The sequence below is a fragment of the Streptomyces sp. TLI_55 genome (assembly GCF_900206255.1).
In the GTDB taxonomy this organism is placed as follows: domain Bacteria; phylum Actinomycetota; class Actinomycetes; order Streptomycetales; family Streptomycetaceae; genus Streptomyces; species Streptomyces aquilus.
Map to the genome: position 1 here is coordinate 7295712 of NZ_OAOJ01000001.1, position 23697 is coordinate 7319408.

19 protein-coding genes are annotated in these 23697 nt (G+C 71.5%); 7 read left to right on the forward strand and 12 right to left on the reverse strand.

From position 1 onward, the window contains the following. Window positions 1-11: 11 nt before the first annotated feature. Window positions 12-782: an SDR family oxidoreductase gene (locus CRP56_RS33435; protein WP_097270389.1), complete on the reverse strand. Its 771-nt coding sequence runs from the start codon at window positions 780-782 to the stop codon at window positions 12-14. Between the two features lie 54 nt (window positions 783-836). Here CRP56_RS33435 and CRP56_RS33440 point away from each other — a divergent pair, with 54 nt between their 5' ends. Further along, window positions 837-1607 (forward strand): IclR family transcriptional regulator, encoded by a 771-nt coding sequence (locus tag CRP56_RS33440; protein WP_097270391.1) that lies wholly within the window; start codon window positions 837-839, stop codon window positions 1605-1607. A gap of 16 nt (window positions 1608-1623) precedes the next feature. Here CRP56_RS33440 and meaB read toward each other — a convergent pair whose 3' ends face one another. From meaB to CRP56_RS33465, 5 genes are all read right to left on the reverse strand, one after another. Further along, complete coding sequence (gene meaB / locus CRP56_RS33445) at window positions 1624-2625, reverse strand: methylmalonyl Co-A mutase-associated GTPase MeaB (RefSeq protein ID WP_097270393.1); 1002 nt, start codon at window positions 2623-2625, stop codon at window positions 1624-1626. After that, window positions 2622-4796 (reverse strand): methylmalonyl-CoA mutase, encoded by a 2175-nt coding sequence (scpA, locus tag CRP56_RS33450; protein WP_097270395.1) that lies wholly within the window; start codon window positions 4794-4796, stop codon window positions 2622-2624. Before scpA ends, meaB begins: the two co-directional genes overlap by 4 nt. Beyond that, a complete protein-coding gene (locus tag CRP56_RS33455) occupies window positions 4793-6595 on the reverse strand; it encodes a methylmalonyl-CoA mutase family protein (RefSeq protein WP_097270397.1) in 1803 nt (600 codons plus the stop codon). The genes scpA and CRP56_RS33455 overlap by 4 nt, the downstream gene beginning before the upstream one ends. Before the next feature lie 100 nt (window positions 6596-6695). Further along, the gene (locus CRP56_RS33460; protein WP_097274694.1) at window positions 6696-6959 is read right to left on the reverse strand and encodes a GlsB/YeaQ/YmgE family stress response membrane protein; all 264 of its coding nucleotides are present in this window, start codon (window positions 6957-6959) and stop codon (window positions 6696-6698) included. A gap of 58 nt (window positions 6960-7017) precedes the next feature. Further along, complete coding sequence (locus tag CRP56_RS33465; protein WP_097270398.1) at window positions 7018-8103, reverse strand: acyltransferase family protein; 1086 nt, start codon at window positions 8101-8103, stop codon at window positions 7018-7020. Window positions 8104-8332: 229 nt separating this feature from the next. On the opposite strand from CRP56_RS33465, the gene CRP56_RS33470 reads away from it, so the two are divergent. Together CRP56_RS33470 and CRP56_RS33475 are read left to right on the forward strand one after the other, a co-directional pair. After that, window positions 8333-9658, forward strand: coding sequence for a hemolysin family protein (locus CRP56_RS33470; protein WP_097270399.1), 1326 nt, complete (start codon window positions 8333-8335; stop codon window positions 9656-9658). Further along, window positions 9655-10677 (forward strand): hemolysin family protein, encoded by a 1023-nt coding sequence (locus CRP56_RS33475; RefSeq protein WP_097270400.1) that lies wholly within the window; start codon window positions 9655-9657, stop codon window positions 10675-10677. Before CRP56_RS33470 ends, CRP56_RS33475 begins: the two co-directional genes overlap by 4 nt. A 50-nt stretch (window positions 10678-10727) precedes the next feature. On the opposite strand, the gene lpdA is transcribed toward CRP56_RS33475, so the two are convergent. Next, on the reverse strand, window positions 10728-12140 hold the full coding sequence (gene lpdA / locus CRP56_RS33480) for a dihydrolipoyl dehydrogenase (RefSeq protein ID WP_097270401.1): 1413 nt from the start codon (window positions 12138-12140) through the stop codon (window positions 10728-10730). A gap of 64 nt (window positions 12141-12204) precedes the next feature. Next, complete coding sequence (locus CRP56_RS33485; protein WP_097270402.1) at window positions 12205-13368, reverse strand: magnesium and cobalt transport protein CorA; 1164 nt, start codon at window positions 13366-13368, stop codon at window positions 12205-12207. A gap of 148 nt (window positions 13369-13516) precedes the next feature. Between CRP56_RS33485 and CRP56_RS33490 the strand changes: the two genes are divergently transcribed. Both CRP56_RS33490 and CRP56_RS47025 read left to right on the forward strand, forming a co-directional pair. Next, window positions 13517-14617, forward strand: coding sequence for a winged helix DNA-binding domain-containing protein (locus tag CRP56_RS33490; protein WP_097270404.1), 1101 nt, complete (start codon window positions 13517-13519; stop codon window positions 14615-14617). 9 nt (window positions 14618-14626) lie between these two features. Then, window positions 14627-14848: a tautomerase family protein gene (locus CRP56_RS47025; protein ID WP_107484050.1), complete on the forward strand. Its 222-nt coding sequence runs from the start codon at window positions 14627-14629 to the stop codon at window positions 14846-14848. A 96-nt stretch (window positions 14849-14944) separates the two neighbouring features. Here the strand turns inward: CRP56_RS47025 and CRP56_RS33500 are convergent, their stop codons facing one another. The 3 genes from CRP56_RS33500 to CRP56_RS33510 form a co-directional block, all read right to left on the reverse strand. Then, complete coding sequence (locus tag CRP56_RS33500) at window positions 14945-15736, reverse strand: S1 family peptidase (protein ID WP_097274696.1); 792 nt, start codon at window positions 15734-15736, stop codon at window positions 14945-14947. Window positions 15737-15965: 229 nt separating this feature from the next. Continuing rightward, entirely contained in the window at window positions 15966-18770 is a 2805-nt protein-coding gene (locus CRP56_RS33505) for an ATP-binding protein (RefSeq protein WP_097270407.1), read from the reverse strand. Window positions 18771-18915: 145 nt separating this feature from the next. Beyond that, entirely contained in the window at window positions 18916-19779 is an 864-nt protein-coding gene (locus CRP56_RS33510) for a helix-turn-helix transcriptional regulator (protein WP_097274698.1), read from the reverse strand. Window positions 19780-19837: 58 nt separating this feature from the next. Here CRP56_RS33510 and CRP56_RS33515 point away from each other — a divergent pair, with 58 nt between their 5' ends. Both CRP56_RS33515 and CRP56_RS33520 read left to right on the forward strand, forming a co-directional pair. Next, on the forward strand, window positions 19838-21502 hold the full coding sequence (locus CRP56_RS33515) for an AMP-binding protein (protein ID WP_097270409.1): 1665 nt from the start codon (window positions 19838-19840) through the stop codon (window positions 21500-21502). Further along, window positions 21499-23082, forward strand: a complete 1584-nt coding sequence (locus CRP56_RS33520; RefSeq protein ID WP_097270411.1) for an AMP-binding protein — start codon at window positions 21499-21501, stop codon at window positions 23080-23082. The genes CRP56_RS33515 and CRP56_RS33520 overlap by 4 nt, the downstream gene beginning before the upstream one ends. Window positions 23083-23113: 31 nt before the next feature. Here the strand turns inward: CRP56_RS33520 and CRP56_RS33525 are convergent, their stop codons facing one another. Further along, entirely contained in the window at window positions 23114-23617 is a 504-nt protein-coding gene (locus CRP56_RS33525; RefSeq protein ID WP_097270413.1) for a GNAT family N-acetyltransferase, read from the reverse strand. Window positions 23618-23697 lie beyond the last annotated feature (80 nt).

The following is a 23697-nucleotide window of genomic DNA, read 5'->3' on the forward strand; positions in this document are numbered from 1 at the left end:
CTCCTCGGGGGTCACAGGACGGAAAGCATGCCGCCGTCGACGTACACGAGCTGTCCGTTGACGAAGTCGGAGGCGGGGGAGGACAGGAAGAGCAGGGCGCCGACGAGGTCCTCGACCTTGCCCCAGCGGCCCGCCGGGGTCCGCCCGCGCACCCAGGCGCTGAACTCCTCGTCGGCGACCAGGGCGGAGGTCAGTTCGGTGTCGAAGTAGCCGGGGCCGATGCCGTTGACCTGGATGCCGTGCGGGCCGAGGTCGGCGCACATGCCCTTGGTGAGCATCTTCAGGCCGCCCTTGGTGGCCGAGTAGGGCGCGATGCCGGGGCGGACCGCCTCGCTCTGCAGCGAGCAGATGTTGACGATCTTGCCGTGGCCGCGCGGCACCATGCGCCGGGCGACCTCGCGGCCGACGAGGAAGGCGCTGGTGAGGTTGGTGTCCAGCAGGCCGTGCCAGTCCTCGTCGGTGAAGTCGAGGAGCGGGGCGCGGCGTTGGGCGCCGGTGTTGTTGACCAGGATGCCGATCGGCCCGGCGCGGTCCTCGACGCGGGCGACGGCGTCCGTGACCGCGGCGGAGTCGGTGACGTCGAAGGCCTCGGCCAGGACCCGGTCGCCGAACGACTCGGCGAGCTCCTTGCGGGCGGCCTCCAGGGCGACGGTGTCGCGGCCGTTCAGGACGACCGTGCAGCCCGCCTCCAGCAGCCCGACGGCCAGCGCCCGGCCGATGCCACGGCTCGAACCGGTCACCAGGGCCACCTTGCCGGTGACGTCGAAGAGAGGATGACTCATGGCTGTTTTTCCATTCAGTGGAAAACTTATCCACTCAATGGTAATCTGCGCGATATGAGTGCCACCAGTGAGGTGCCGGCCGATGTCGTGGGCCGGGCGATCCGGCTGCTCGTCCTGGTCGGCGAGCACCCGCACGGCATCACGCTCTCCGAGCTGGCCCGGGCCAGCGGCGTCGCCGTCAGCACCGCGCACCGGCTGGTCAACTCCCTGTGCCGGGAAGGCCTGGTGGAGTTCGAGACCGCGGGCAAGCGCTACAAACCGGGGCTCCGGCTCTTCCAGCTCGGCCAGCAGGCCGGCCAGGTCTACGGGTTCGCCGGCACCGCCCTCCCCGTGATGCAGCGCGTGACGCGGCAGACCGAGGAGGCCACCCTGATGTCCGTCCTCGACGGCACCCGCCATCTCTACGTCCACTACGTCGACGGCCCGCTGCCGGTCGGCGTCCGCAGCGACCCCGGCCGGCACGGCCCGCTGCACTGCACCTCCATGGGCAAGGTCCTCATGGCCTTCGCTCCCGAGGACGTCCGCCAGGACCTCCTCGACCGCGTCGAGCTCACCCCGTACGGCCCCCGGAGCATCACCGACCGGGACGTCCTGCGCGAGGAGGTCGCCCGCGCCGCCGGACGCGGCTACGCCACGGCCGACGAGGAGCACCACGCGGGCCTGCGCGCCGTCGCCGTGCCCGTCCTGCGCCCCGACGGCACCGTCTTCGCCGCGCTGTCCACCGCGGCGCCCGCCTTCCGCCGCAGCATGGACGACATGGTCGCGATGGTGCCGGTCCTGCGGGCGGCGGCCGAGGAGCTGGGGGTACGGCTGCCGGCGCGGTGATCCTCTTAAACGGCTTTCAGTGGCCCTCGGCCCCGTATGCCCCCGACGCCCCGAACACCTTCAAGATGCGCTCCGCCGCCAGCGTGGCCGTCAACTCCCCGTCCCTGACCTGCCGTTCGAGATCGGGGGCGAGGGCGCGGACCGCCGGGTCGGCGTGCAGCCGGTCCAGGAGCTCGTCGCGGACCATGCTCCAGGTCCAGTCGATCTGCTGGTCGCGGCGCTTGGCGGTGAGCCGGCCGGTGGAGTCCAGCAGGGTGCGGTGCTGCTCGATCCGCTCCCAGACCGTGTCCAGACCGGTCGCCTCACGGGCGCTGCAACTCAGCACCGGCGGGGTCCAGGCCGGGTCCGGGCCGTGCATCAGCCGCAGCGCGCCCGCCAGTTCACGGGCGGCGGCCTTGGCGTCGCGCTCGTGCGGGCCGTCCGCCTTGTTCACGGCGATCACGTCGGCCAGCTCCAGGACGCCCTTCTTGATGCCCTGGAGCTGATCGCCGGTGCGGGCCAGGGTCAGCAGCAGGAAGGTGTCGACCATGTTCGCGACCGTGGTCTCGGACTGGCCGACGCCGACCGTCTCCACCAGGATCACGTCGTAGCCCGCCGCCTCCATCACCACGATCGACTCACGGGTCGCCTTCGCCACGCCACCCAGCGTGCCGGCCGTGGGGGAGGGGCGCACGAAGGCCGCCGGGTCGACGGCCAGGCGCTCCATGCGGGTCTTGTCGCCGAGGATCGAACCGCCGGTCCGCGTGGAGGACGGGTCCACGGCGAGGACCGCCACCCGGTGACCGAGGCCCGTCAGCAGGGTGCCGAAGGCGTCGATGAAGGTGGACTTGCCGACGCCGGGCACCCCGCTGATCCCGATCCGCCGCGACCGGCCGCTGTGCGGGAGCAGCGCGGTGAGCAACTCCTGCGCCAGCACCCGGTGTTGCGGGCGGGTCGACTCGACGAGCGTGATGGCGCGCGCGATGATCGCCCGCTTCCCGTCGAGCACGCCCTTCACATACGCGTCGACATCGATCACAGGTCGTGCCCGAGGTCCGACGCCAGCCGCTGCACCAGGTCGTGGGCCGCGTCCGGAATCACCGTCCCGGGCGGGAACACGGCCGCGGCGCCCATCTCCAGGAGCGTGGGCACGTCCTGCGGCGGGATCACCCCACCGACGACGATCATGATGTCCTCCCGGCCCTCCTCGGCCAGCGCCTCCTTCAGCGCCGGTACGAGGGTGAGGTGCCCGGCCGCGAGCGACGAGACGCCGACGATGTGCACGTCCGCCTCGACGGCCTGCCGGGCCACCTCGGCCGGGGTCTGGAACAGAGGGCCGACGTCGACGTCGAAACCGAGGTCGGCGAACGCGGTCGCGATGACCTTCTGGCCGCGGTCATGGCCGTCCTGGCCCATCTTGGCGACCAGGATGCGCGGGCGCCGGCCCTCCGCCTCGTCGAAGGCGTCGACCAGGGCGCGGGTGCGGTCCACGGACGGGGACTCCCCTGCTTCGTTGCGGTACACGCCGGAGATCGTACGGATCTGGCTCGCGTGCCGGCCGTACACCTTCTCCAGGGCGTCGGAGATCTCGCCGACGGTCGCCTTGGCGCGGGCCGCGTTCACCGCCAGCTCCAGCAGGTTGCCCTCGCCGCCCGCGGCCCGGGTCAGCGCGTCGAGCGCGTCCTGGCAGGCCCGCTCGTCGCGCTCGGCGCGCAGCCGGCGCAGCTTCTCGATCTGCTGGGCACGCACGGAGGAGTTGTCGACCTTGAGGACCTCGATCGCCTCGTCGTTCTCCACCCGGTACTTGTTCACGCCGATCACCGGCTGCCGACCGGAGTCGATGCGGGCCTGGGTGCGGGCCGCGGCCTCCTCGATGCGCAGCTTCGGGATGCCGGCGTCGATGGCCTTGGCCATGCCGCCCGCCGCCTCGACCTCCTGGATGTGCTGCCAGGCCTTGCGCGCGAGGTCGTAGGTCAGCTTCTCCACGTACGCGCTGCCGCCCCACGGGTCGATGACCCGGGTGGTGCCCGACTCCTGCTGGAGCAGCAGCTGGGTGTTGCGGGCGATGCGCGCGGAGAAGTCGGTGGGCAGCGCGAGCGCCTCGTCGAGGGCGTTGGTGTGCAGCGACTGCGTGTGGCCCTGCGTCGCCGCCATGGCCTCCACGCAGGTGCGCGTGACGTTGTTGAACACGTCCTGCGCGGTCAGCGACCAGCCCGACGTCTGCGAATGGGTGCGCAGGGACAGCGACTTGGTGTTCTTCGGGTCGAACTGCCTGACCAGCTTCGCCCACAGCAGGCGCGCCGCGCGCAGCTTGGCGACCTCCATGAAGAAGTTCATGCCGATCGCCCAGAAGAACGACAGGCGGGGCGCGAACGCGTCGACGTCCAGGCCCGCTTCACGCCCCGCGCGGATGTACTCGACACCGTCCGCGAGCGTGTACGCCAGCTCCAGGTCGGCCGTCGCGCCCGCCTCCTGGATGTGATAGCCGGAGATGGAGATGGAGTTGTACCGCGGCATCCGCTGCGAGGTGAAGGCGAAGATGTCGGAGATGATCCGCATCGACGGCTTCGGCGGATAGATGTAGGTGTTGCGGACCATGAACTCCTTGAGGATGTCGTTCTGGATGGTCCCGGCCAACTTCTCGGGCGGCACGCCCTGTTCCTCCGCGGCGACGATGTACAGCGCGAGCACCGGCAGCACCGCGCCGTTCATCGTCATCGACACGGTCATCTTGTCCAGCGGGATGCCGTCGAAGAGCTGCCGCATGTCGTAGATCGAGTCGATGGCCACGCCCGCCATGCCGACGTCACCGGTCACGCGCGGATGGTCGCTGTCGTAACCCCGGTGCGTGGGCAGGTCGAAGGCGACCGACAGGCCCTTCTGACCCGCCGCGAGGTTGCGGCGGTAGAAGGCGTTGGACTCCTCGGCCGTGGAGAAACCCGCGTACTGGCGGATCGTCCAGGGCTGGTTGACGTACATCGTCGGGTACGGGCCGCGCAGATACGGCGCCACGCCCGGACGCGTGTCCAGGAAGTCGAGGCCCTCCAGGTCCTGCCCGGTGTAGAGCGGCTTGACCGGGATGCCCTCCGGGGTCTCCCAGAGCAGGTCGTCGCCGTCACCGGCCTTCTTGACGGCCGCCTGCCAGTCGTCGGCGGTGCCGGTGGTGGCCGGGGTGCCGAGGTCGATCCCGGAGAAGTCGGGGACGGTCATCGGGAGACCCCCAAGCGGTCGAGAGCGTCGGTCAGTACGGAGACGGCGTCGCAGCCGGCGAAGACGTAGGAGTCCACGCCCGCGTACTCCGCCGGGCGGCCGGCGAGGGTGACGTGCCTGGCACCCGCCGCACGCAGCTCCTGGGCCGCGGACTCGGCCTGCTCCGCGTACAGCGCGTCACTGGAGCACAGGCACACCTCGGTGGCGCCGCTCTCCTCGAACGGGCCCTCGGTGACGGCCTCGATGCCGCCCGCCTGGAACAGGTTCGCGGCGAACGTCAGCCGCGCGGTGTGCGCGGCGGCCGGGCCGAGCGCGGCCAGGTAGATGCGGGGGCGGGCACCCGTTGCGGCCAGGTGGGCGTCGGAGCGGGCGCGCAGTTCCTCGTAGGCCTCGTCGCGGCGCACCCGGGGCAGTCCGCCGGACAGCGGCGCGGGGGCGGGCGCGCGGACGACCGGCTTCTCGGCCAGGTGCGGGAACTCGCTCACACCGGTGACCGGTTCGCGCCGCTTGGCGAGCTTCTTGGAGCGCTCGGCCCAGGTCGTCGCCAGGTCGGTGCGCAGCCGGCCCGAGCGCAGCACGGCCGCCTGACCGCCGTCCCGCTCGATCGTGCGGAAGAACTCCCAGGCCGCGTGGGCGAGTTCGTCGGTCAGCCGCTCCACGTACCAGGAACCGCCCGCCGGGTCGATCACCCGGGCCAGGTGGGACTCCTCGATGAGGATCGTGGAGGTGTTGCGGGCGATACGACGGGCGAACGCGTCCGGCAGCCCCAGCTCCTGGTCGAAGGGGAGCACCGTCACGGCGTCGGCGCCACCGGCACCGGCGGCCAGCGTCGCGATCGTCGTCCGCAGCATGTTCACCCACGGGTCGCGGCGGGTCATCATCACCGGCGAGGTCACCGCGTGCTGCACCTGGGCGCCCGCCTTCGGCACCCCGCACACCTCGGCCACCCGCGCCCACAGCCGGCGCGCGGCGCGCAGCTTGGCGATGGTCAGGAACTGGTCGGCGGTCGCCGCGTACCGGAACTCCAGCTGGGCGCAGGCCTGTTCGGCGCTCAGCCCCGCCTCGGTCAGCGCCCGCAGATAGGCGACGCCGGTCGCCAGCGAGGCGCCGAGTTCCTGCGCGGCCGAACCGCCGGCCTCGTGATAGGGCAGCGCGTCCACGGTCAGGGCGCGCACACCCGGGTAGCGCGCGGCGAGCTTCAGCACGGGTGCGAGGTCGTACGACCGCCCGGTGCGGGCCTCGAAGCCCAGCGGGTCGGCGCCGAGGTTGCCGCGCGCCGCGTCGGGGGCGATGCCGCGCTCCTCGTACAGCTTCAGCAGTTCCTGGGCGGCGGCCTCGGTCTCGGCGCCCGCGTCGAGGACGACCGGCGCGAGGTCGAGGTAGACGCCGTCGAGCACCCGGCCCAGCTCGGACACCTGGAGGGCGCTGCCCTCGCCGAGCGGCAGCCACACGGAGGTGACGCCGTTCTCCAGGTCGGTCAGGACGGCCTGGCCGTCCGCCGCCGCGTGCCGCTGGCGCACGTCCCAGCCGCCTACGGTGTTGCCCTGCGCCCGGCCGCTGCGGACGAACGGGGCGAAGCCGGGCAGGCCGGGATCGGGGGCGCTGTCGCGCGCGGTGTACAGGGGGCGGGCGCCGAGTCCGTCCTCGAGCGCGGTGGCCAGGGCGTCCTCCGCCGCCGCGCCCGAGACCTCCTTGCCCGACTTGCGCAGCACCCCGGCCACCAGGTGTTGCCATTCTTCGTGTGTCGCGTCAGGGAACTCGGCGGCCAGCGCGAGCCCGTCGTCAGGCAGGACCGTCATGCTCGGATGCTAGGGCAGATCACTGAAGTTCCAGCAGAGTGCAAGGCTGTGACCTTGTTCTCGCTCGGAATGTGACCTGTCGCACTGGCCGCCGGGAGCGTCAACGACGCACCTTCACCTTGCTGACAGCGACCACACCGATGGCGGCGAGGGCGATCTGGATGAGCCACTCGACCCAGTCGACACCCTTGGTGTCGGCGACGTCCAGGCCGGAGGCGATGCCGGTTCCGATGAACGCGGCGACGATGCCGATGAGGATCGTCCACAGAATGCCGATGCGCTGGCGGCCCGGGACGACGAGCCGGCCGAGGACACCGATCACGATGCCGATGACGATCGCGCTGATGACGCCTGAAATCTCCATGGCCTGGTCTGCCACCCCTCACTCGTTGGTGACATACGAGTGCCCGTTCGAACCCGCACTAGGCCTTCACGCGGAAGGCCCAGTCCGTCCTCGGCTCCATCACGCACCGGAAGACCCGCCGCACCGGCGCCGTGCACAGCGCGGTCACGACCGCCCCGGCGATCAGCGAGACGGTGACCTTGCCGAGCGGCTCGTGGAAGAAGCCGATGTGGGACCAGTGCCAGTGGTTGGCGGCCTGGACGAAGAACCCGTGCAGCAGATAGCCGTAGAGCGTGCCCGCGCCGAGTGCGGTGAACCACGTCCGGCGCCCCGGCACCCAGGACAGGAAGCAGCCGACCAGGACCAGGGAGCAGCCGAACAGGGCGAGGGTCATGATCGGCCCCATCCAGTCGGGCACGGCGAAATGCTCGGCGGCGTCCTTGTGGAAGAACCAGGCGTAGTCCATGCGCGGCACGGACCAGTAGGCGAACACGAGCGCCGCCAGGAAGACCGGCACCGCCGCCAGCCGCACCCGCCACTGCCGGACCAGGCTGAAGTGCTCCGGGCGCAGACACAGTCCGAGCACGAAGTACGGCAGGAACTGGAGCGTGCGCTGGAGGTCGAGATCCTTGCCGATGGACGGGGTGAGGGTGGCGAGGGCCGCGACGGTCAGCGCGGTCGGCAGCGGCCAGCGCACCGCCCGCCAGATCGGTGTGGTGAGTCGCCAGATGAACAACGCCGCCAGGAACCAGGTCAGATACAGCGGGTCCAGCAGACTGATCGGCCGGTCCGGTTCGCCGTCGGACCAGCGGGTGAAGAGGGTGTACGCCGTCTCGAAGACGACGTACGGCACCACGACCCCGGTGACCAGCCGCCTGATCTTCGCCGGGCTCGCGTCGAAACTCCGGGAGAAGTAGCCGGAGATGATGATGAACGCCGGCATGTGGAAGGCGTAGACGAGCGTGTAGAGCGCGGTGACGGCCCGGCTGTCGGAGCGCAGCGGCTCCCATGCGTGCCCCATCGCCACCAGCGCGATCGCCAGGTACTTGGCGTTGTCGAAGAACGCGTCCCGCCGTGGGGGCTGCTTCGCCGGCTCGGTCGTGAAACCTGCGGGCTGTGTTTCTCGTCTTACCAGGGTTGCGGGAGTGGTGGCAGAGCGCGGCATTCTGTCCGCCTTGCCGACTCCGGGCGACGTAAACCACCGATCGGCGGAACAACCGGCAAGTCCCGAGCGTTGTGCTCTTGACCAGCGTGCTTTGCGTGCCCTTTACCATAGGGTGCAGCGACACACCCCGATCCACCGACCCGAGAAGGAGAAACGAGCCCGCGATGGGTGAGCCTCCCAGTACCAGCCGTGCCGACTCGCGCCCGTCCAAGCGAGAGGGGTTGGCGCGGTGACCGAGGTCCTGCTGCTCCTGGCGGCCCTCCTGCTGACCTTGGCCTGTGCGGTGTTCGTCGCGGCCGAGTTCTCCCTGACCACCGTCGAGCGCGGTGAGCTCGAAAGGGCTGCCGAGGCCGGCGAGCGCGGCGCCGAGGGCGCCCTGAAGGCCGTCCGCCGACTGACCGTCCAGCTCTCCGGCGCCCAGCTCGGCATCACCGTCACCTCCCTGGTGATCGGCATGCTCGCCGAGCCGTCGCTGGCCGCGCTGCTGCGGGGCCCGTTGGAGGCCGCGGGCCTGGGCGGGGCGGCCCCGACGGTGGCGACCGTCCTGGGCGTGGCGCTGTCCACGGTCGTGCTGATGGTGATCGGCGAGCTCGTCCCGAAGAACTGGGCGATCTCCCGGCCGCTCGCGGTCGCGAAGGTGGTGGCCGGACCGCAGCGCGGCTTCACGGCCGCCTTCGGCCCGTTCATCCGCCATCTCAACGACACCGCGAACCGTGCCGTACGCCGCATCGGCCTGGAGCCCGCCGAGGAGCTGGCCTCCGCCCGCAGCCCCGAGGAACTGGCCGCGCTGGCCCAGCACTCGGCGGCCGAGGGTGCCCTGGAGGCGGACTCCGCCGAACTGTTCGTGCGCACCCTGCACCTGGGCGAGCTGACCGCCGAGAACGTGATGACCCCGCGCGTCGACGTCCAGGCCCTGGAGGCGCACGCGACGGCGGCCGACGCGGCGAACCTGACGTACGCCACCGGCCTGTCCCGCTTCCCGGTCTACCGCGACAGCCTGGACGAGGTGATCGGCACCGTCCACATCCGTGACGTGCTGGCCCTGGAGCCCGCCAGGCGCGCCGTCACCCCGGTCACCGAACTGGCCACCGAGCCCCTCCTGGTGCCGGACAGCCTCCCCGCGGACCGGCTGCTGGAGCGGCTGCGCACGACCCGCACGATGGCCGTGGTCATCGACGAGTACGGCGGCACCGCGGGCCTCGCGACGATGGAGGACATCGTCGAGGAGGTCGTCGGCGAGGTCCGCGACGAGCACGACCCGGTTGAGGCGCCCGACCTGGCACCCGTCGGACCCGGGGCGTGGGAGGCGGACGGCTCCGTCCGCATCGACGAGCTGGAGGAGACAGGACTCACGGCTCCGGAGGGTCCGTACGAGACCCTCGCCGGCCTCGTCGCCACCCGGCTCGCCCGCATCCCCGTCAAGGGGGACGTCGTCGCGCTCGACGGCTGGGAGCTCGACGTCCTCGACGTCGAGCACCACCGGGCCGACCGTGTCCGTATCACCGCACCGGCGCACGCCCAGGTGCCGGTCCAGGCGGGGGAGGAGTCCCGATGACCGTCCTGCAACTCGTCATCGGCGCCCTGACGCTGCTGACCAACGCGTTCTTCGTGGGCGGCGAGTTCGCCCTGATCTCCGTGCGCCGCAGCCAGATCGAGCCGCGGGCCAAGGAGGGCGACAAGCGGGCCCGGATGACCCTGTGGGGCCTGGAGCACCTCTCGGCGATGATGGCGACCGCCCAGCTGGGCATCACCGTCTCCTCGCTGGTGCTCGGCGCGGTCGCCGAACCGGCCATCGCGCATCTGCTGGAGCCCGCCTTCGAGGCGGCGCACATCCCGCACGGCCTGGTGCACCCGATCGCCTTCGTCATCGCGCTCGCCGTGGCGACGTATCTGCACATGCTGATCGGCGAGATGGTGCCCAAGAACATCGCGCTCGCCGCCCCCGTGGCGACCGCGCTGGTGCTCGGCCCGCCGCTGGTGGCGCTCACCCGGCTGCTGCGGCCCGTCGTGTTCGGCGTCAACGCCTTCGCCAACACCCTGCTGAAGCTGCTGCGCGTCGAGCCGAAGGACGAGGTGGAGTCGGTCTTCACCGACGATCAGCTGGCCCGGATGGTGGTCGACGCGAGCGAGGCGGGGCTGCTCTCGCCCGCCGACGGCGAACGGCTGCGCGACGCCCTGGAGCTGGGCACCCGCCCGGTCGGCGAGATCCTCGTCCCGGCCCGGCGGATGCGCACCGTCGACGCCTCGGTCACCCCGGCACGCCTGGAGCGGGTGGCCGCCGAGGCGGGCTACTCCCGCTTCCCGGTCACCGGCCCGCAGGGCACGCTCCTCGGCTATCTGCACATCAAGGACACCCTCGGCGTCGCCGACCGCGACCGGCCCTTCCCGCGCACCGCGCTGCACCCGGTCACCCGGGTCCGCATCGACACCCCGCTGGACGACACCCTCACCGCCCTGCGCGCCGACGGCAGCCATCTGGCGGCCGTGACGGGGGCGGCGGGTGCCGTCCTCGGCTTCGTGACGATGGAGGACGTGCTGTCCGAGCTCGTGGGGCCGGCGCCGGCCGCCGTGTGACGTCCGGCGCCGGCCGCCCTATGACGTCCGTGACGTCCGGTGCCGGCCGGTCACATGTTGATCATGTGGCCGGCCAGGCCGTGCACGGCCTCCTTGACGGCCTCGCTGAGCGTCGGGTGGGCGTGCACATTGCGGGCGACCTCGTGGACGGTCAGGTCCCACTGCTGGGCCAGCGTCAGCTCCGGCAGCAGCTCGGTGACGTCCGGCCCGATGAGGTGGCCGCCGAGGAGCTCGCCGTACTTGGCGTCGCTGATCAGCTTCACGAAGCCGGTGGTGTCACCGAGGCCGTGGGACTTGCCGTTCGCGGTGAAGGGGAACTTGGCGACCTTCACGTCGTAGCCGAGCTCGCGGGCCTGCGCCTCGGTGTAGCCGAAGCTCGCGACCTGGGGCTGGCAGAAGGTGGCCCGCGGGATCATCGCGTAGTCGAGCTCCATGGTCTCGGCGTCCGCGATCGTCTCCGCGGCGATGATGCCCATGGCCTCGGCGGTGTGCGCGAGCATCAGCTTGGCGGTCACGTCGCCGATGGCGTACAGGTGCGGCACGGAGGTGCGGCCGCGTCCGTCGACGTCGATGGCGCCGCGGTCGGTGACCTTCACACCGGTGTTCTCCAGGCCGTACCCGGTGACGTTCGGCGCGAAGCCGATGGCCTGGAGGACCTTGTCGGCCTCCAGGACCTTCTGCGAGCCGTCCTTGGCGGTGACGGTGACGCGGACCTGGGGGCCGGACTCGTCGATGGCGTCGACGCGCGTGGAGGTGAGGACGTCGATGCCCAGCTTGCGGTACTGCCGGGCGAGTTCGGCGGAGATCTCCGCGTCCTCCAGGGGCGCCATGCGGTCGAGGAACTCGACGATGGTGACCTTCACGCCGTAGTTGTGGAGGACGTAGGCGAACTCGATGCCGATGGCGCCGGCGCCCGCGATGACGATCGACTGGGGGAGGTCCTCGGCGAGGATCTGCTCCTCGAAGGTCACCACGCGGGCGCTGCGCTTGGTGCCGGGCAGCAGCTTGGGGGTGGCGCCGGTGGCGATGATGCAGTGCTCGAAGCCGATGGTGCGGGTGTTGCCGTCGTAGTCGGTGACCTGGAGGGTGTGCGGGTCGACGAAGGTGCCGCGGCCGTTCACCTCGGTGATCTTGTTCTTCTTCATCAGGTAGTGGACGCCCTTGACCCGGCCGTCGGCGACCTTGCGGCTGCGGCGGTAGGCCTCGCCGTAGTCGAAGGAGACCTGGCCGTCCACCTTGATGCCGAAGGTCTTCGCCTCATGGGTGAACAGATGCGCCAGCTCGGCGTTGCGCAGCAGGGCCTTGGTGGGGATGCAGCCGACGTTCAGACAGACGCCGCCCCAGTACTTCTCCTCGACGACCGCGACGCGCTTGCCCAGCTGGGCGGCGCGGACGGCGGCGACGTAGCCACCGGGCCCGGCGCCGAGTACGACAACATCGAATCGCTCGTCCTGCTCGACCATGGGTCGTTCCTCTTCCGTCGGAAAACATCGGAAATCATCGGAAATCAGGGGTCCCGGCCTCGTCTCAGAGCCAGTCCCGCCGTTTGAAGATCACGTACAGGCTGACACAGACCACGCCCATCAGCCCGATCGCGAAGGGGTACCCGAAGCTCCACTTCAGCTCGGGCATATGGACGAAGTTCATGCCGTAGATCGTCCCCACGAGGGTCGGGGCGAAGAGGATCGCGGCCCAGCTGGAGATCTTCTTGATCTCCTCGTTCTGCTCGAACCCCGCCTCCGCCAGCGCCCGCATCTCCGCGTTCTGCTGCTGGGTGACCAGGGTCGCGTTCACCGTGAGGATCTCGGTGAGGGCCTGTCGGAAGCCGTCGACGCGCTCGCTGGTGTGGGTGACGTGGTCGGCGACGTCCCGCAGATAGCGCTGCAGCTCCTCGTCCGTGCCGTACTTGGAGAAGCCGGCCATCAGTCCGTGCAGCATGCCGACCAGGGGGCGGGTGGCGCGCTGGAACTCGACCATCTCGCGGGAGAGTTCGTAGATACGGCGGGAGACCTCCGGGTCGCCGCGGAAGACCTCGGTCTCGATCTCGTCGACGTCGTTCTGGACGCCCGACACGACCGGCACGTAGCCGTCGACCACCGCGTCCAGGATCGCGTACAGCACCGCCTCCGGGCCCAGCTTCAGCAGGTCAGGCGTCGCCTCCATCCGGCTGCGGACCGCCGACAGGTCGGGAGCGGCGCCGTGCCGGACGGTGATGACGAAGTCGGCGCCGACGAAGACGTGCAGCTCGCCGAAGTCGACCTCCTCGGGGGCGTCCAGATAGCGGGCCGCCCGCAGCACGACGAACAGCGTCTCGCCGTAGCGCTCCAGCTTGGGCCGCTGGTGGGCCTCCATCGCGTCCTCGACCGCCAGCGGATGCAGATCGAACTCGGCGGCCAGGGAGAGCAGTTCGGCCTCGGTGGGCCGGGCCAGACCGATCCACGCCATACCGGAACGCTGCATCCGCAACTCGCGGAACGTTTCGGCGAGGGTCGCGGGGGAGGACACCCGCACGCCGTCCTGGTAAAGGGCCGCCTGGACGATGCTCGCCGGTTCCGCCTCCGGGGGCGCCGGCTCCGCCTCGGGCGCCGGGCGCCGCTCCGGCGTCGGCGGGGTGGCCGCCGCGGCCAGGGACCGAAGCCAGGCGGACCTGCCCCGGCCCTTCCCGTTCGGTCGGGCACGTCGCTCGGACATCACGGCTGCCTCTCAGGTCGAGTTTTCCCGGCTGCGTGATCACCGAGCAGGATATACGGGGCAAACGACGTCGGCGGGGGCGGGTGGCCGTGGATCCGCTGAGCCTTGCGGACAGAAGGTGTCCGCAACGGCGGCTAACGTGCGAAGCATGACGAAGACGGATTCCGTGCTCGGCACCCGCGCCCTCAACCGCGCGACCCTCGACCGCCAGCTGCTGCTGAAGCGCTCGAACCTCACGGCACAGGCGGCCGTGGAGCACCTGCTCGGGCTCCAGGCGCAGAACGTCAAGCCGCCGTACTACGCCCTCGCCGCCCGCCTCGACGGCTTCCGCCCCGAGGAGCTCTCCACGCTGATGGCCGACCGCGCGGTCGTCCGGATCGTCACCATGCGCTCGACCATCCACACCCACACCGCCGACGACGCCCTCACCCTGCGCCCGCTCGTCCAGGCCGCCCGCGACCGCGAACTCGGCAACTTCCGCAAGGGCCTGGTCGGCGTCGACCTGGACCGGCTCGCCGCCGTCGCCCGCGACCTCGTCGAGGCCGAGCCGCGCACCATGAAGCAGCTGCGCGAGGCCCTGCTCGAAGAGTGGCCGGACGCCGACCCGCAGTCCCTCGCCATCGCCGCCCGCTGCCGCCTCCCCCTCGTCCAGGTCACCCCGCGCGGACTGTGGGGGCACAGCGGCCAGGTGGCCCTCACGACCGCCGAGCACTGGCTCGGCCGCCCCGCCGAACCCGTCCCCGCCCCGGACGCCACCGTCCTGCGCTACCTCGCCGCCTTCGGCCCCGCCTCCGTCAAGGACATGCAGACCTGGTCCGGCCTGACCCGCCTCAAGGAGGCCTTCGAACGCCTCCGCCCCCAGCTGCCGGCCTTCCGCGACGAGCACGGCGTCGAACTCTTCGACCTCCCCGACGCCCCGCGCCCCGCCGCCGACACCCCGGCCCCGCCCCGCTTCCTCCCCGAGTTCGACAACCTCCTCCTCTCCCACGCCGACCGCACCCGCGTCATCCCGGCCGAGTACCGGGGCCGCAGCTGGGTCGGGAACATGGTGTACGCGACCTTCCTCGTCGACGGCTTCCTGGCGGGCGTGTGGAGGCTGGAGGAGGAGTCCCTGGTCATCGAGCCCTTCGGCAAGCTCACCAAGACCCAGCGGGACGAGGTCACGGAAGAGGGGGCACGCATGCTCGCGACCATGCACCCCGGGACCTCGTACGACATCCGGTTCGGGACCGTCGTACGCCCCTCCTAGAGTCCCCTCATGGAACGCCGCCGTCGCCCCGCCTACCGGCCTCCGGCTCGGCACCAGCACCGGGCGCCGGACGCTGCCCGCCGCGCATCCGCTCGCCGCCCGCCCCGAGATCGGCGTCGCAGAACTCGCCGTGCGGGCGTCGACGCCCCCGTCGAGACCGTCCAGGTCTGGATCCACGAGGTGCCCACCGGCAGCTGGGGTGCTGCCGGGAAGCTCACCGCCCAAAAGTAGCGCGCGCATGGATAGGGGGCGCTGCGGGCCGCTCGTGGAGGCCCGCAACGCCCCCTGGTACTTCACCTGAGGGGTGCTCAGGAGAACTTCTGGGACCTATGAGTTGACCTGCGCGGTCACCAGGCTGGAGAAGGTGGTCAGCCGGGTGTAGACACCCGGGTAACCGGCCTCCGCGCAGCCCTCGCCCCATGAAGTGATCCCTGCCAGGACGCCCCCGATGAGCAGGGGACCGCCGCTGTCGCCCTGGCAGGTGTCTGTGCCGCCGGACGCGTATCCGGCGCAAACCATGTCGGACTTGACGTAGTCCGAACCGTAGGAGCTCGCACAGCTGGAGTCGGACACGATCGGGACGGTCGCGGTCCGCAGCTGGTTGGAGGAGCTGCCGTTCTCCGAGGTGGTGCCCCAGCCGAGGATGCGCGCGGTGGTGCCGGCCGCGTACACGCTCGTCTGCGACGAGGAGACGTAGGACGCCGGGGTGTACGACATCGCCGTCGAGAGGGTGAGGACGGCCACGTCGTCGCCGTTGGTGGCGTCGGTGTAGCTGGGGTTGATCCAGATCTTGCTGACCCGGCTGACCGTGCCGTTGGTGCCGTTGAGGTAGGTCCGGCCACCGATGACGCGGACGCTGCTCGTGGTCTCGCCGACCATGCAGTGGGCCGCCGTCACGACCTTGGTCGAGGACACCAGGGTGCCGCCGCAGAACTGGTTCTGGGAGGCGTCCGTGATCTGCATGACGAACGGGTACGTGCTCGTCGTGGTCGTGGTACCGCCGACGATGGGCTGGGGAGCGGCTACGGCGGTGGGGGCGCCGAGCAGCGCGGTCGCTGCGGCCGCAGCGGAGGCCGCGATGACGGCCGCGGTCTTTCTTGCGCGGTTGAGCCCGAACAACATGAGTCTCCTCAGTGGGGGGTTGCCGGTGGGGGGACGCGCGGGTGTGGGGGGTTGAGCACGGGGGTCGCGGGACCGACCCCCGTATGCCCGGGCGAGCGGCACGTTCATAACCTAGAACCGGGAAGTTCCCCGCCCCAATGAGGGAACCCCCTAGGGGAGTTGGGCAGGGAAAACCCTCGGTCGGCCACGGGCGAACACCACGCGGGTCAGTAAAGCCCGCGACCCCTCACTTCGTACGGCGCCCCGCCGCCAGTCGGACGATGTCCACCCGCGAGCGGATCCCCAGCTTGCGGTAGACCCGGGTCAGGGTCGCCTCGACCGTCTTGACGCTGATGAACAGCCGCGCGGCGATCTCCCGGTTGGTCGCGCCCTCCATGACGAGCGCGGCGACCTGACGCTCCATCGCCGCGAGCCCTTCGAGGGCGTCGGACGCCGGCGCGGGCGCCGCGGCCGGCTCCGGGTCGGCCGCCGGTACGGCGCTCGCCGCGTCGACCTGCCGCAGCCAGGGCAGCGCCCGGCAGCGCCGGAACAGCCGGGCCGCCTCGTCGTACGACGTCGGCCCGGGGCGCCGGGTGCGCAGCTGGGCCAGCGCGAAGGCGGTGCGGGCCTCCTCCAGGCCGTACCCGAGTTTGGCGAGCCGGTCCTGCACCGAGGTCAACTGGGCGAGCGCGGCCTCGTGTTCACTGCGCGCGGCGCGCAGCAGCCCCTCGGCGCGGTCCAGCACCGCGAGCACGCTCTCCCGGCCGAGCCGCAGCGCCTGTTCCCGGGTGACGTCGATGACGTCCTGGGCCTCGCTCAGCTCGCCGGTCCGGACGAGGGCCTCGGCGAGATCGCCCTGCCAGCGGCCGCGGGCCGGGTCGGTGATGCCGAGCCCGTGCTCCAGCTCGCGCACCCGGCGCAGCGAGCGGACGGCTCCCTCGGCGTCCCCGGCGACCAGCTGGGCGTAGCCGAGGGCGGTCAGCGCGCGGGAGACGTACATCTGGTCGCCGTCCTCCTCGGCGTGGTCGACGGCCTCCCGGGCCAGCTCCAGCGCCCGTTCCACATCGCCGCCCGAGGCCTCGCAGAGCGAGGTGAGGACCGCGGAGGCGACCTCGCCGATGCCGGTGTCCCGGGCCATCACCAGGCTCTCCCGGGCGAGGTCGAGGGCGCGGCCGCAGTGCCCGGAGCGCAGTTCGGTCTCGGCCACCCCGCGCAGGAAGTGCACCTCGCTCTCGACCGCCCCGGTGCGCTGGACCTCGCGCAGCAGCGTGGTGACCGTGGCGCGGGCCTCGGCCAGCTGGTCGCTCATGATCAGCCAGCGGAACCGGGAGTAGCCGGCGCCGTTGTGATGGCACGACACCCTCGGGTCCTGGGGTTCTTTCAGAGCCTTCTTGATGGTGGCGGGGGCGTCCGGGTGGCCCATGAGGGTCTCGATCTGGGCCTGGCAGGCCAGCGCCATCAGCTCGTTGTAGCGGTCGCCGGCCTGCGCGGCGAGCGCCGCCGAATGCGCGGCCTCCTCCCGGGCCCGGTCGAAGTCGCCGTCCACCAGCAAGGCCCGCCAGGTCAGCTGGTAGTGGATCAGGGCGAGCAGCTGGGGGTCGTCGCCCGCGTCGGCGAGGGCCTGCGGGAAGACCGAGTCGACCTCGGTCATGGCGTGGCCCGCGGTGTCGATCACGATGATCCAGGCGCGCACCCGGTCCGCGGGCACGGTCGCCCGGGTCAGCACGTCCCGGGCGATGTCCCGGGCGAGGTCCAGCTCACCGGCGGTGATCGCGTCCTCGGCGGCCTGGAGGCGCCGTGCGTCGGGGTTGCCCTCGGCGGGGGTGTGGCGGGCGGCGAGCAGGCCGAGGGAGGCGGCGACCGAGGGGGCGCCGCGGTCCCGGGCGAGCGAGGCCGCTTCGGCGAGGCTGTCGGCGGTGTCCGGGTCGGTGCCGGTGGTGGCCAGGGCGAGATGCCGGGCCCGCTCGATGGGGTCGGAGGCGGCCTTCGACAGCGCCGCGTGCGCGGCCCGCCTCTCGTGCGCGGGCGCCTCCGCGTACAGCGCGGCCGAGATCAGCGGATGCGCGAACCGTACGGCGGGGCCCTCGGGGTCGGTGGCCAGCAGGCCGAGGGCGGCGGCCTGGGCGGTCTCCGCCTCGGCGTTCTCCCGGCCGGCCGCGCGCAGCAGGGCGGGGGTGGGGCGGGCGCCGGCGCTCGCGACGAGGAGGGTGCGGCGGGCCTCGTCCGAGAGCATCTCCAGACGGTTCAGGACCAGGGTGCGCAGCGAGGTGGGCACCGGGAGCGGCTCCCCGGGGCGGGGCGGGGTCGGGTTCTCGCTCAGGGCGCGGCCGAGTTCCAGGGCGAAGAGCGGGTTGCCGCCGCTGGTGCGGTGGATGTCCCGGACCGTGGAGCGGGGCAGGCCGGTGTAGCCGCGGTGGCCGAGCAGCTCGGAGACCTGGGTGCGGGAGAGCGGGTTGACGCGCAGGGCGAGGGTGTCGGGGGGTGACGCGCGTAGGTGACGGTCGTACTCCTGGCCCTCGGTCCGCACCGCGCACAGCATCCGCACCGGGGTGCCGCCGAGGCGGCGGGCGGCGAAGCCGAGGAGTTCGGCGCTGGCCGAGTCCAGCCACTGCACGTCGTCGGCGACGATCAGCACCGGGCCCTCGGCGGCGAGCGCGCGCAGCGCGGAGAGCACCGCGAGGCGCAGGGCGAGGCCGTCGCGCTGGAGGGTGGACTCGCCGCGGCCGGTGAGCGCCGACTCCAGCGCGGTGCGCTGGGCGACGGGCAGCTTGCCGGTGACCTCGTCGAGGACCAGACCGAGCAGGTCGGCGAGGGCGAGGAAGGGGAGATGCGATTCGGACTCGGTGGCCGAGCAGCGCAACACGGTACGCGCCGAGCCACTGTTATCGGCGGCCAATGCCCGCAGGACGGTGGACTTTCCAATTCCGGCGGGGCCGTGCAGCAGCACGCTGCCGCCCCGGGCGAGCTGCTCCCGGGCCTGCCCGAACACCTCCTCACGGCCGATCACCAGGTCAGGGCGGCATCTCGCAGGCTCCTGGAAGTCCCGTTGCACGGTCGCCGCTCCCCTCGTGTCGTGTCCGGGCCAAATTCTAGGCAACGATTCTTTGAAATCCGGAGGGGAGACGTGGTGAGGCAAATAACAACCTCACAGCATGGGGAAATTCAAAGCACAGCTGAATGAATGACTGTGCAACGTTCTACGGCAGCAGCCCCGCCCGGCGCGCCGCCGCCACCGCCTCCCCGCGCGTGTGCGCACCGAGCCTGCGCATGGCCGAGCGCAGGTATCCCTTGACCGTCTCCGGCCGCAGCCCCAGCCGCTCCGCTGCCGCCGCGTTCGTCGCCCCCGCGGCCACACAGGCGAGGACGTCCAGCTCGCGCGGGGCGAGCGCGGCCCGCTCCGGTTGGCGGGGCGTGAGCAGCCCACAGGCGTCGAGGAGCTCGGCCCGCAGCTCAGGGTCGCTGATCCGCGGCGCCAGCGCGCGCAGCGCCGCGTGCGCCTCCCGTACCTGCTCCCGCGACACCGGGTCCACGCCGGCCGGCCCGGCCGCCGCCACCAGCTCCCGCGCCTCCTCGCGCACCACCAGCGCCTGCTCCACATCCCGCGCCGCCTCCATCGTCGCGCCCAGCACCCGGTCCCCGAGCGGCTGTACGGTGCGCAGCGCCCCGTACAGGACACCGCGCACCCGGCGCCGTACGACGACGGGCACCGCCACGATCGAGCGCAGGCCCTCGGTGGCGACCGGGGCGTCGTACTCGTGGCTGATCTGCCGAGAGGAGGAGTAGTCCGTCACCGCGCAGGGCCGGGCGAGCGCGACCGCCTTGCCGCCCAGGCCGCTGCCCGAGACCACGGCGAGCGCGCGCAGCGCGACCGTCGAGGTGCCGCTCAGTTCGCTGATGCGCATCTGCGGGCGGCCTGCCTCCACCAGCCCGCCGAAGGCGACCGGGAGCCCGGTCGTGCGCCGCAGCCGCACCAGCGCGGTCCGGATCTCCGCAGCGTCCGTGCTCACCTGTTCGTCCTTTCGCCGCGGCGCACCCCCGTTCGGGGGTGGTGAGATCTGCATCACGGAGTAAACGATGGCAGAGAGCCGCCCGGCAATGGTCCGGTCATGAGGAGGACAGATGACGACGGAGCTGTTCCGCGGGGCGCGGGACTTCCTGCTCGCCCACCGCGAGGACTACGCGACGGCCTACGAGGGCTTCACTTGGCCGCGTCCCGAGCGCTTCAACTGGGCGCTCGACTGGTTCGACGACATCGCCTTCGGGAACGCCGCGACCGCGCTGCACATCGTCGAGGAGGACGGCCGGGAGACCAAGCTGTCCTTCGGGGAGCTGGCGGTCCGCTCCGACCAGGCCGCGAACTGGCTGCGGGAGCAGGGGGTGGGCGCCGAGGACCGCATCCTGGTGATGCTGGGCAACCAGGCCGAGCTGTGGATCACGGCGCTGGCCGCGATGAAACTGCGGGCCGTCGTCATCCCGGCCACCCCGCTGCTCGGCCCGGCCGACCTGCGCGACCGCGTCGAGCGGGGGCGGGTGCGGCATGTGATCGTGCGCTCCGAGGACGTGGACAAGTTCGCGGAGGTGCCCGGCTCCTACACCCGGATCGCGGCGGGCGACCCGGTGGAGGGCTGGCTGGAGCTGGACGACCTGTATCAGGCCGACGCCTCGTTCAGGCCCGACGGCCCCACCCGCTCCGACGACCCGCTGATGCTCTACTTCACCTCGGGCACCACCGCCCGCCCCAAGCTGGTCGAGCACACCCACACCTCGTACCCGATCGGGCACCTCGCCACCATGTATTGGATCGGCCTCAAGCCCGGCGACGTGCATCTGAACATCTCCTCGCCCGGCTGGGCCAAGCACGCCTGGTCCAACCTGTTCGCGCCCTGGAACGCGGAAGCCACCGTCTTCATCCACAACTACACGCGCTTCGACGCGGCCCGTCTGATGGCCGAGATGGACCGCGCGGGGGTCACCACCTTCTGCGCGCCCCCGACCGTGTGGCGGATGCTCATCCAGGCCGACCTGACCCAGCTGCGGACCCCGCCGCGGGAGGTGGTGGCGGCGGGCGAGCCGCTGAACCCCGAGGTCATCGAGCAGGTGCGGCGGGCGTGGGGCGTGACGATCCGGGACGGTTTCGGGCAGACGGAGACGGCCGTGCAGGTCTCCAACAGCCCCGGCCAGCTCCTGAAGACCGGCTCCATGGGGCGGCCCAGCCCCGGCTACCGGGTGGAGCTGCTCGACCCGGTGACGGGGGCGCCCGGCGCGGCGGAGGGCGAGATCGCGCTCGACCTGTCCGCCCGTCCGGTCGGCCTGATGACCGGCTACCACGGGGACGCGGACCGTACGGCGGAGGCGATGGCCGGCGGCTACTACCGCACGGGCGACGTGGCGTCGAGGGACGCCGACGGCTATCTGACCTACATCGGCCGCAGCGACGACGTCTTCAAGGCGAGCGACTACAAGATCAGCCCCTTCGAGCTGGAGAGCGCGCTGCTGGAGCACGAGGCGGTCGCCGAGGCGGCCGTGGTGCCCGCGCCGGACGAGCTGCGGCTCGCGGTGCCGAAGGCGTACGTGGTGCTGGCGGAGGGCTGGGAGCCCGGGCCGGACACGGCGAAGGTCCTCTTCGAACACTCACGGGACGTGCTGGCGCCGTACAAGCGCATCCGCCGTCTGGAGTTCGCGCCGCTGCCGAAGACCGTCTCCGGCAAGATCCGCCGCATCGAGCTGCGCGAGGCCACGGCGGAGGGCTCGGACGCCGAGTACCGCGAGGAGGACTTCCGATGAACTCCTACAGCCACGGGACGAGCGGGACGGCACTGCTCGGGGACACGATCGGCGCGAACCTCGACCGGGCGGTGGCCCGCTGGCCGGAGCGCGAGGCGCTGGTCGACGTGCCGTCCGGGCGGCGCTGGACGTACGGTGAATTCGCCGCGGACGTCGAGGAGTTGGCGTACGCGCTGCTGGCGAGCGGGGTGGCCAAGGGCGACCGGGTGGGCATCTGGGCGGTCAACTGCCCCGAGTGGGTGCTGGTCCAGTACGCCACCGCCCGCATCGGCGCGATCATGGTGAACATCAACCCGGCCTACCGCACCCACGAGGTCGAGTACGTCCTCAACCAGGCCGGGATCTCCCTGCTGTTCGCGTCCCTCAGCCACAAGAGCAGCGACTACCGGGCGATGGTCGGCGAAGTGCGGGGGAAGTGCCCGCAGTTGCGGGAGACGGTGTTCATCGGGGACCCGAGCTGGGACGCGCTGCTCGCCCGCGCGACGCCGGCGCCGTTCCCGGAGCTGTCCTGCGACGATCCGATCAACATCCAGTACACGTCGGGGACGACGGGCTTCCCGAAAGGGGCCACGCTCTCCCACCACAACATCCTCAACAACGGTTATTTCGTCGGTGAGTTGATCGCGTACACCGAGCAGGACCGGATCTGCATCCCGGTCCCCTTCTACCACTGCTTCGGCATGGTGATGGGCAATCTGGCGGCGACCTCGCACGGCGCCTGCATGGTGATCCCGGCCTCGTCCTTCGACCCGAAGGCCACGCTGGAGGCGGTGCAGCGGGAGCGCTGCACCTCGCTGTACGGCGTACCGACCATGTTCATCGCGGAGTTGAACGACCCGGACTTCCCGACGTACGACCTCTCGTCCCTCCGTACCGGCATCATGGCGGGCTCGCCCTGCCCGGTGGAGGTGATGAAGCGGGTGGTCGCCGAGATGCACATGGCGGAGGTCTCCATCTGCTACGGCATGACGGAGACGTCCCCGGTGTCGCTCCAGACACGCCGCGACGACGACCTGGAACACCGCACCGGCACGGTCGGCCGGGTCCTGCCGCACATCGAGGTCAAGGTGATCGACCCGGCGACGGGGGTGACTCAACCCCGGGGCGCGGCAGGGGAGTTGTGCACCCGCGGCTACAGCGTGATGCTCGGCTACTGGAACGAACCCGGGAAGACCGCCGAGTCGATCGACGCGGGCCGCTGGATGCACACCGGAGACCTGGCCGTGATGCGCGAGGACGGCTACGTCGAGATCGTCGGCCGCATCAAGGACATGATCATCCGGGGTGGCGAGAACATCTACCCGCGCGAGATCGAGGAGTTCCTCTACGCCCACCCGAAGATCGCGGACGTCCAGGTCGTCGGCGTCCCCCACGAGCGGTACGGCGAGGAGGTCCTGGCCTGCGTCATCCCTCGCGACCCGGCCGACCCGCCGACCCTGGAGGAGGTACGCGCCTTCTGCGAGGGCCGCCTGGCCCACTACAAGGTGCCGAGCAGGCTCCAGGTGTTGGAGTCGTTCCCGATGACGGTGTCGGGAAAGGTACGCAAGGTGGAACTGCGGGAGACGTACGCGGCGGAATAGGGCGTCCTTGGGCCGCAGCGGAACAGGGGGTTCAGTCCCTGCGCATGCACACGCGCGGCCAGCGGTCGAGGCCGAGCTCGGCCTCATGGGCGCGGATCTTCCGCAGCCCGGGGGTGAGTTCGGCCTCGCCGAGCACGCGGAAGCCGAGGCGCTCGTAGTAGGGGGCGTTCCAGGGCACCTCGGTGAAGGTGGTCAGGGTGAGACCGGTGAGGCCCTCGTCGCGGGCGCGTTCGGCGGCGTAGGCGAGGAGGGCCTCACCGATGCGCCGGTGCGCGAAGTCCGGGTGGACCGAGACCTGCTCGACGTGCAGGGCACCGTCGACGGGCTCACCGATCAGGTAGCCGACGGAGCGATCCTCATCGCCGACCGCGACCCAGGCCCGCCCCTGGCTGCGGTACCCCTCCAGAACGTCCACCGGGAACGGCTCGTCCTCGGCGATCGCCGTCATGCCGACCGCGTGGAAGACGGTACCGGCGGCGCGCTCGATGCCCTGGAGGGCTGTGAGTTCGTCGGCTGCGACGGGGCGGATGCGCATCGGGCGAGTATGACGGGCACGGCACCCGACCGCACCGGGTTTCCGACGCCGGGGGCGCGAGCCGCCCGCACCTCGGTGAG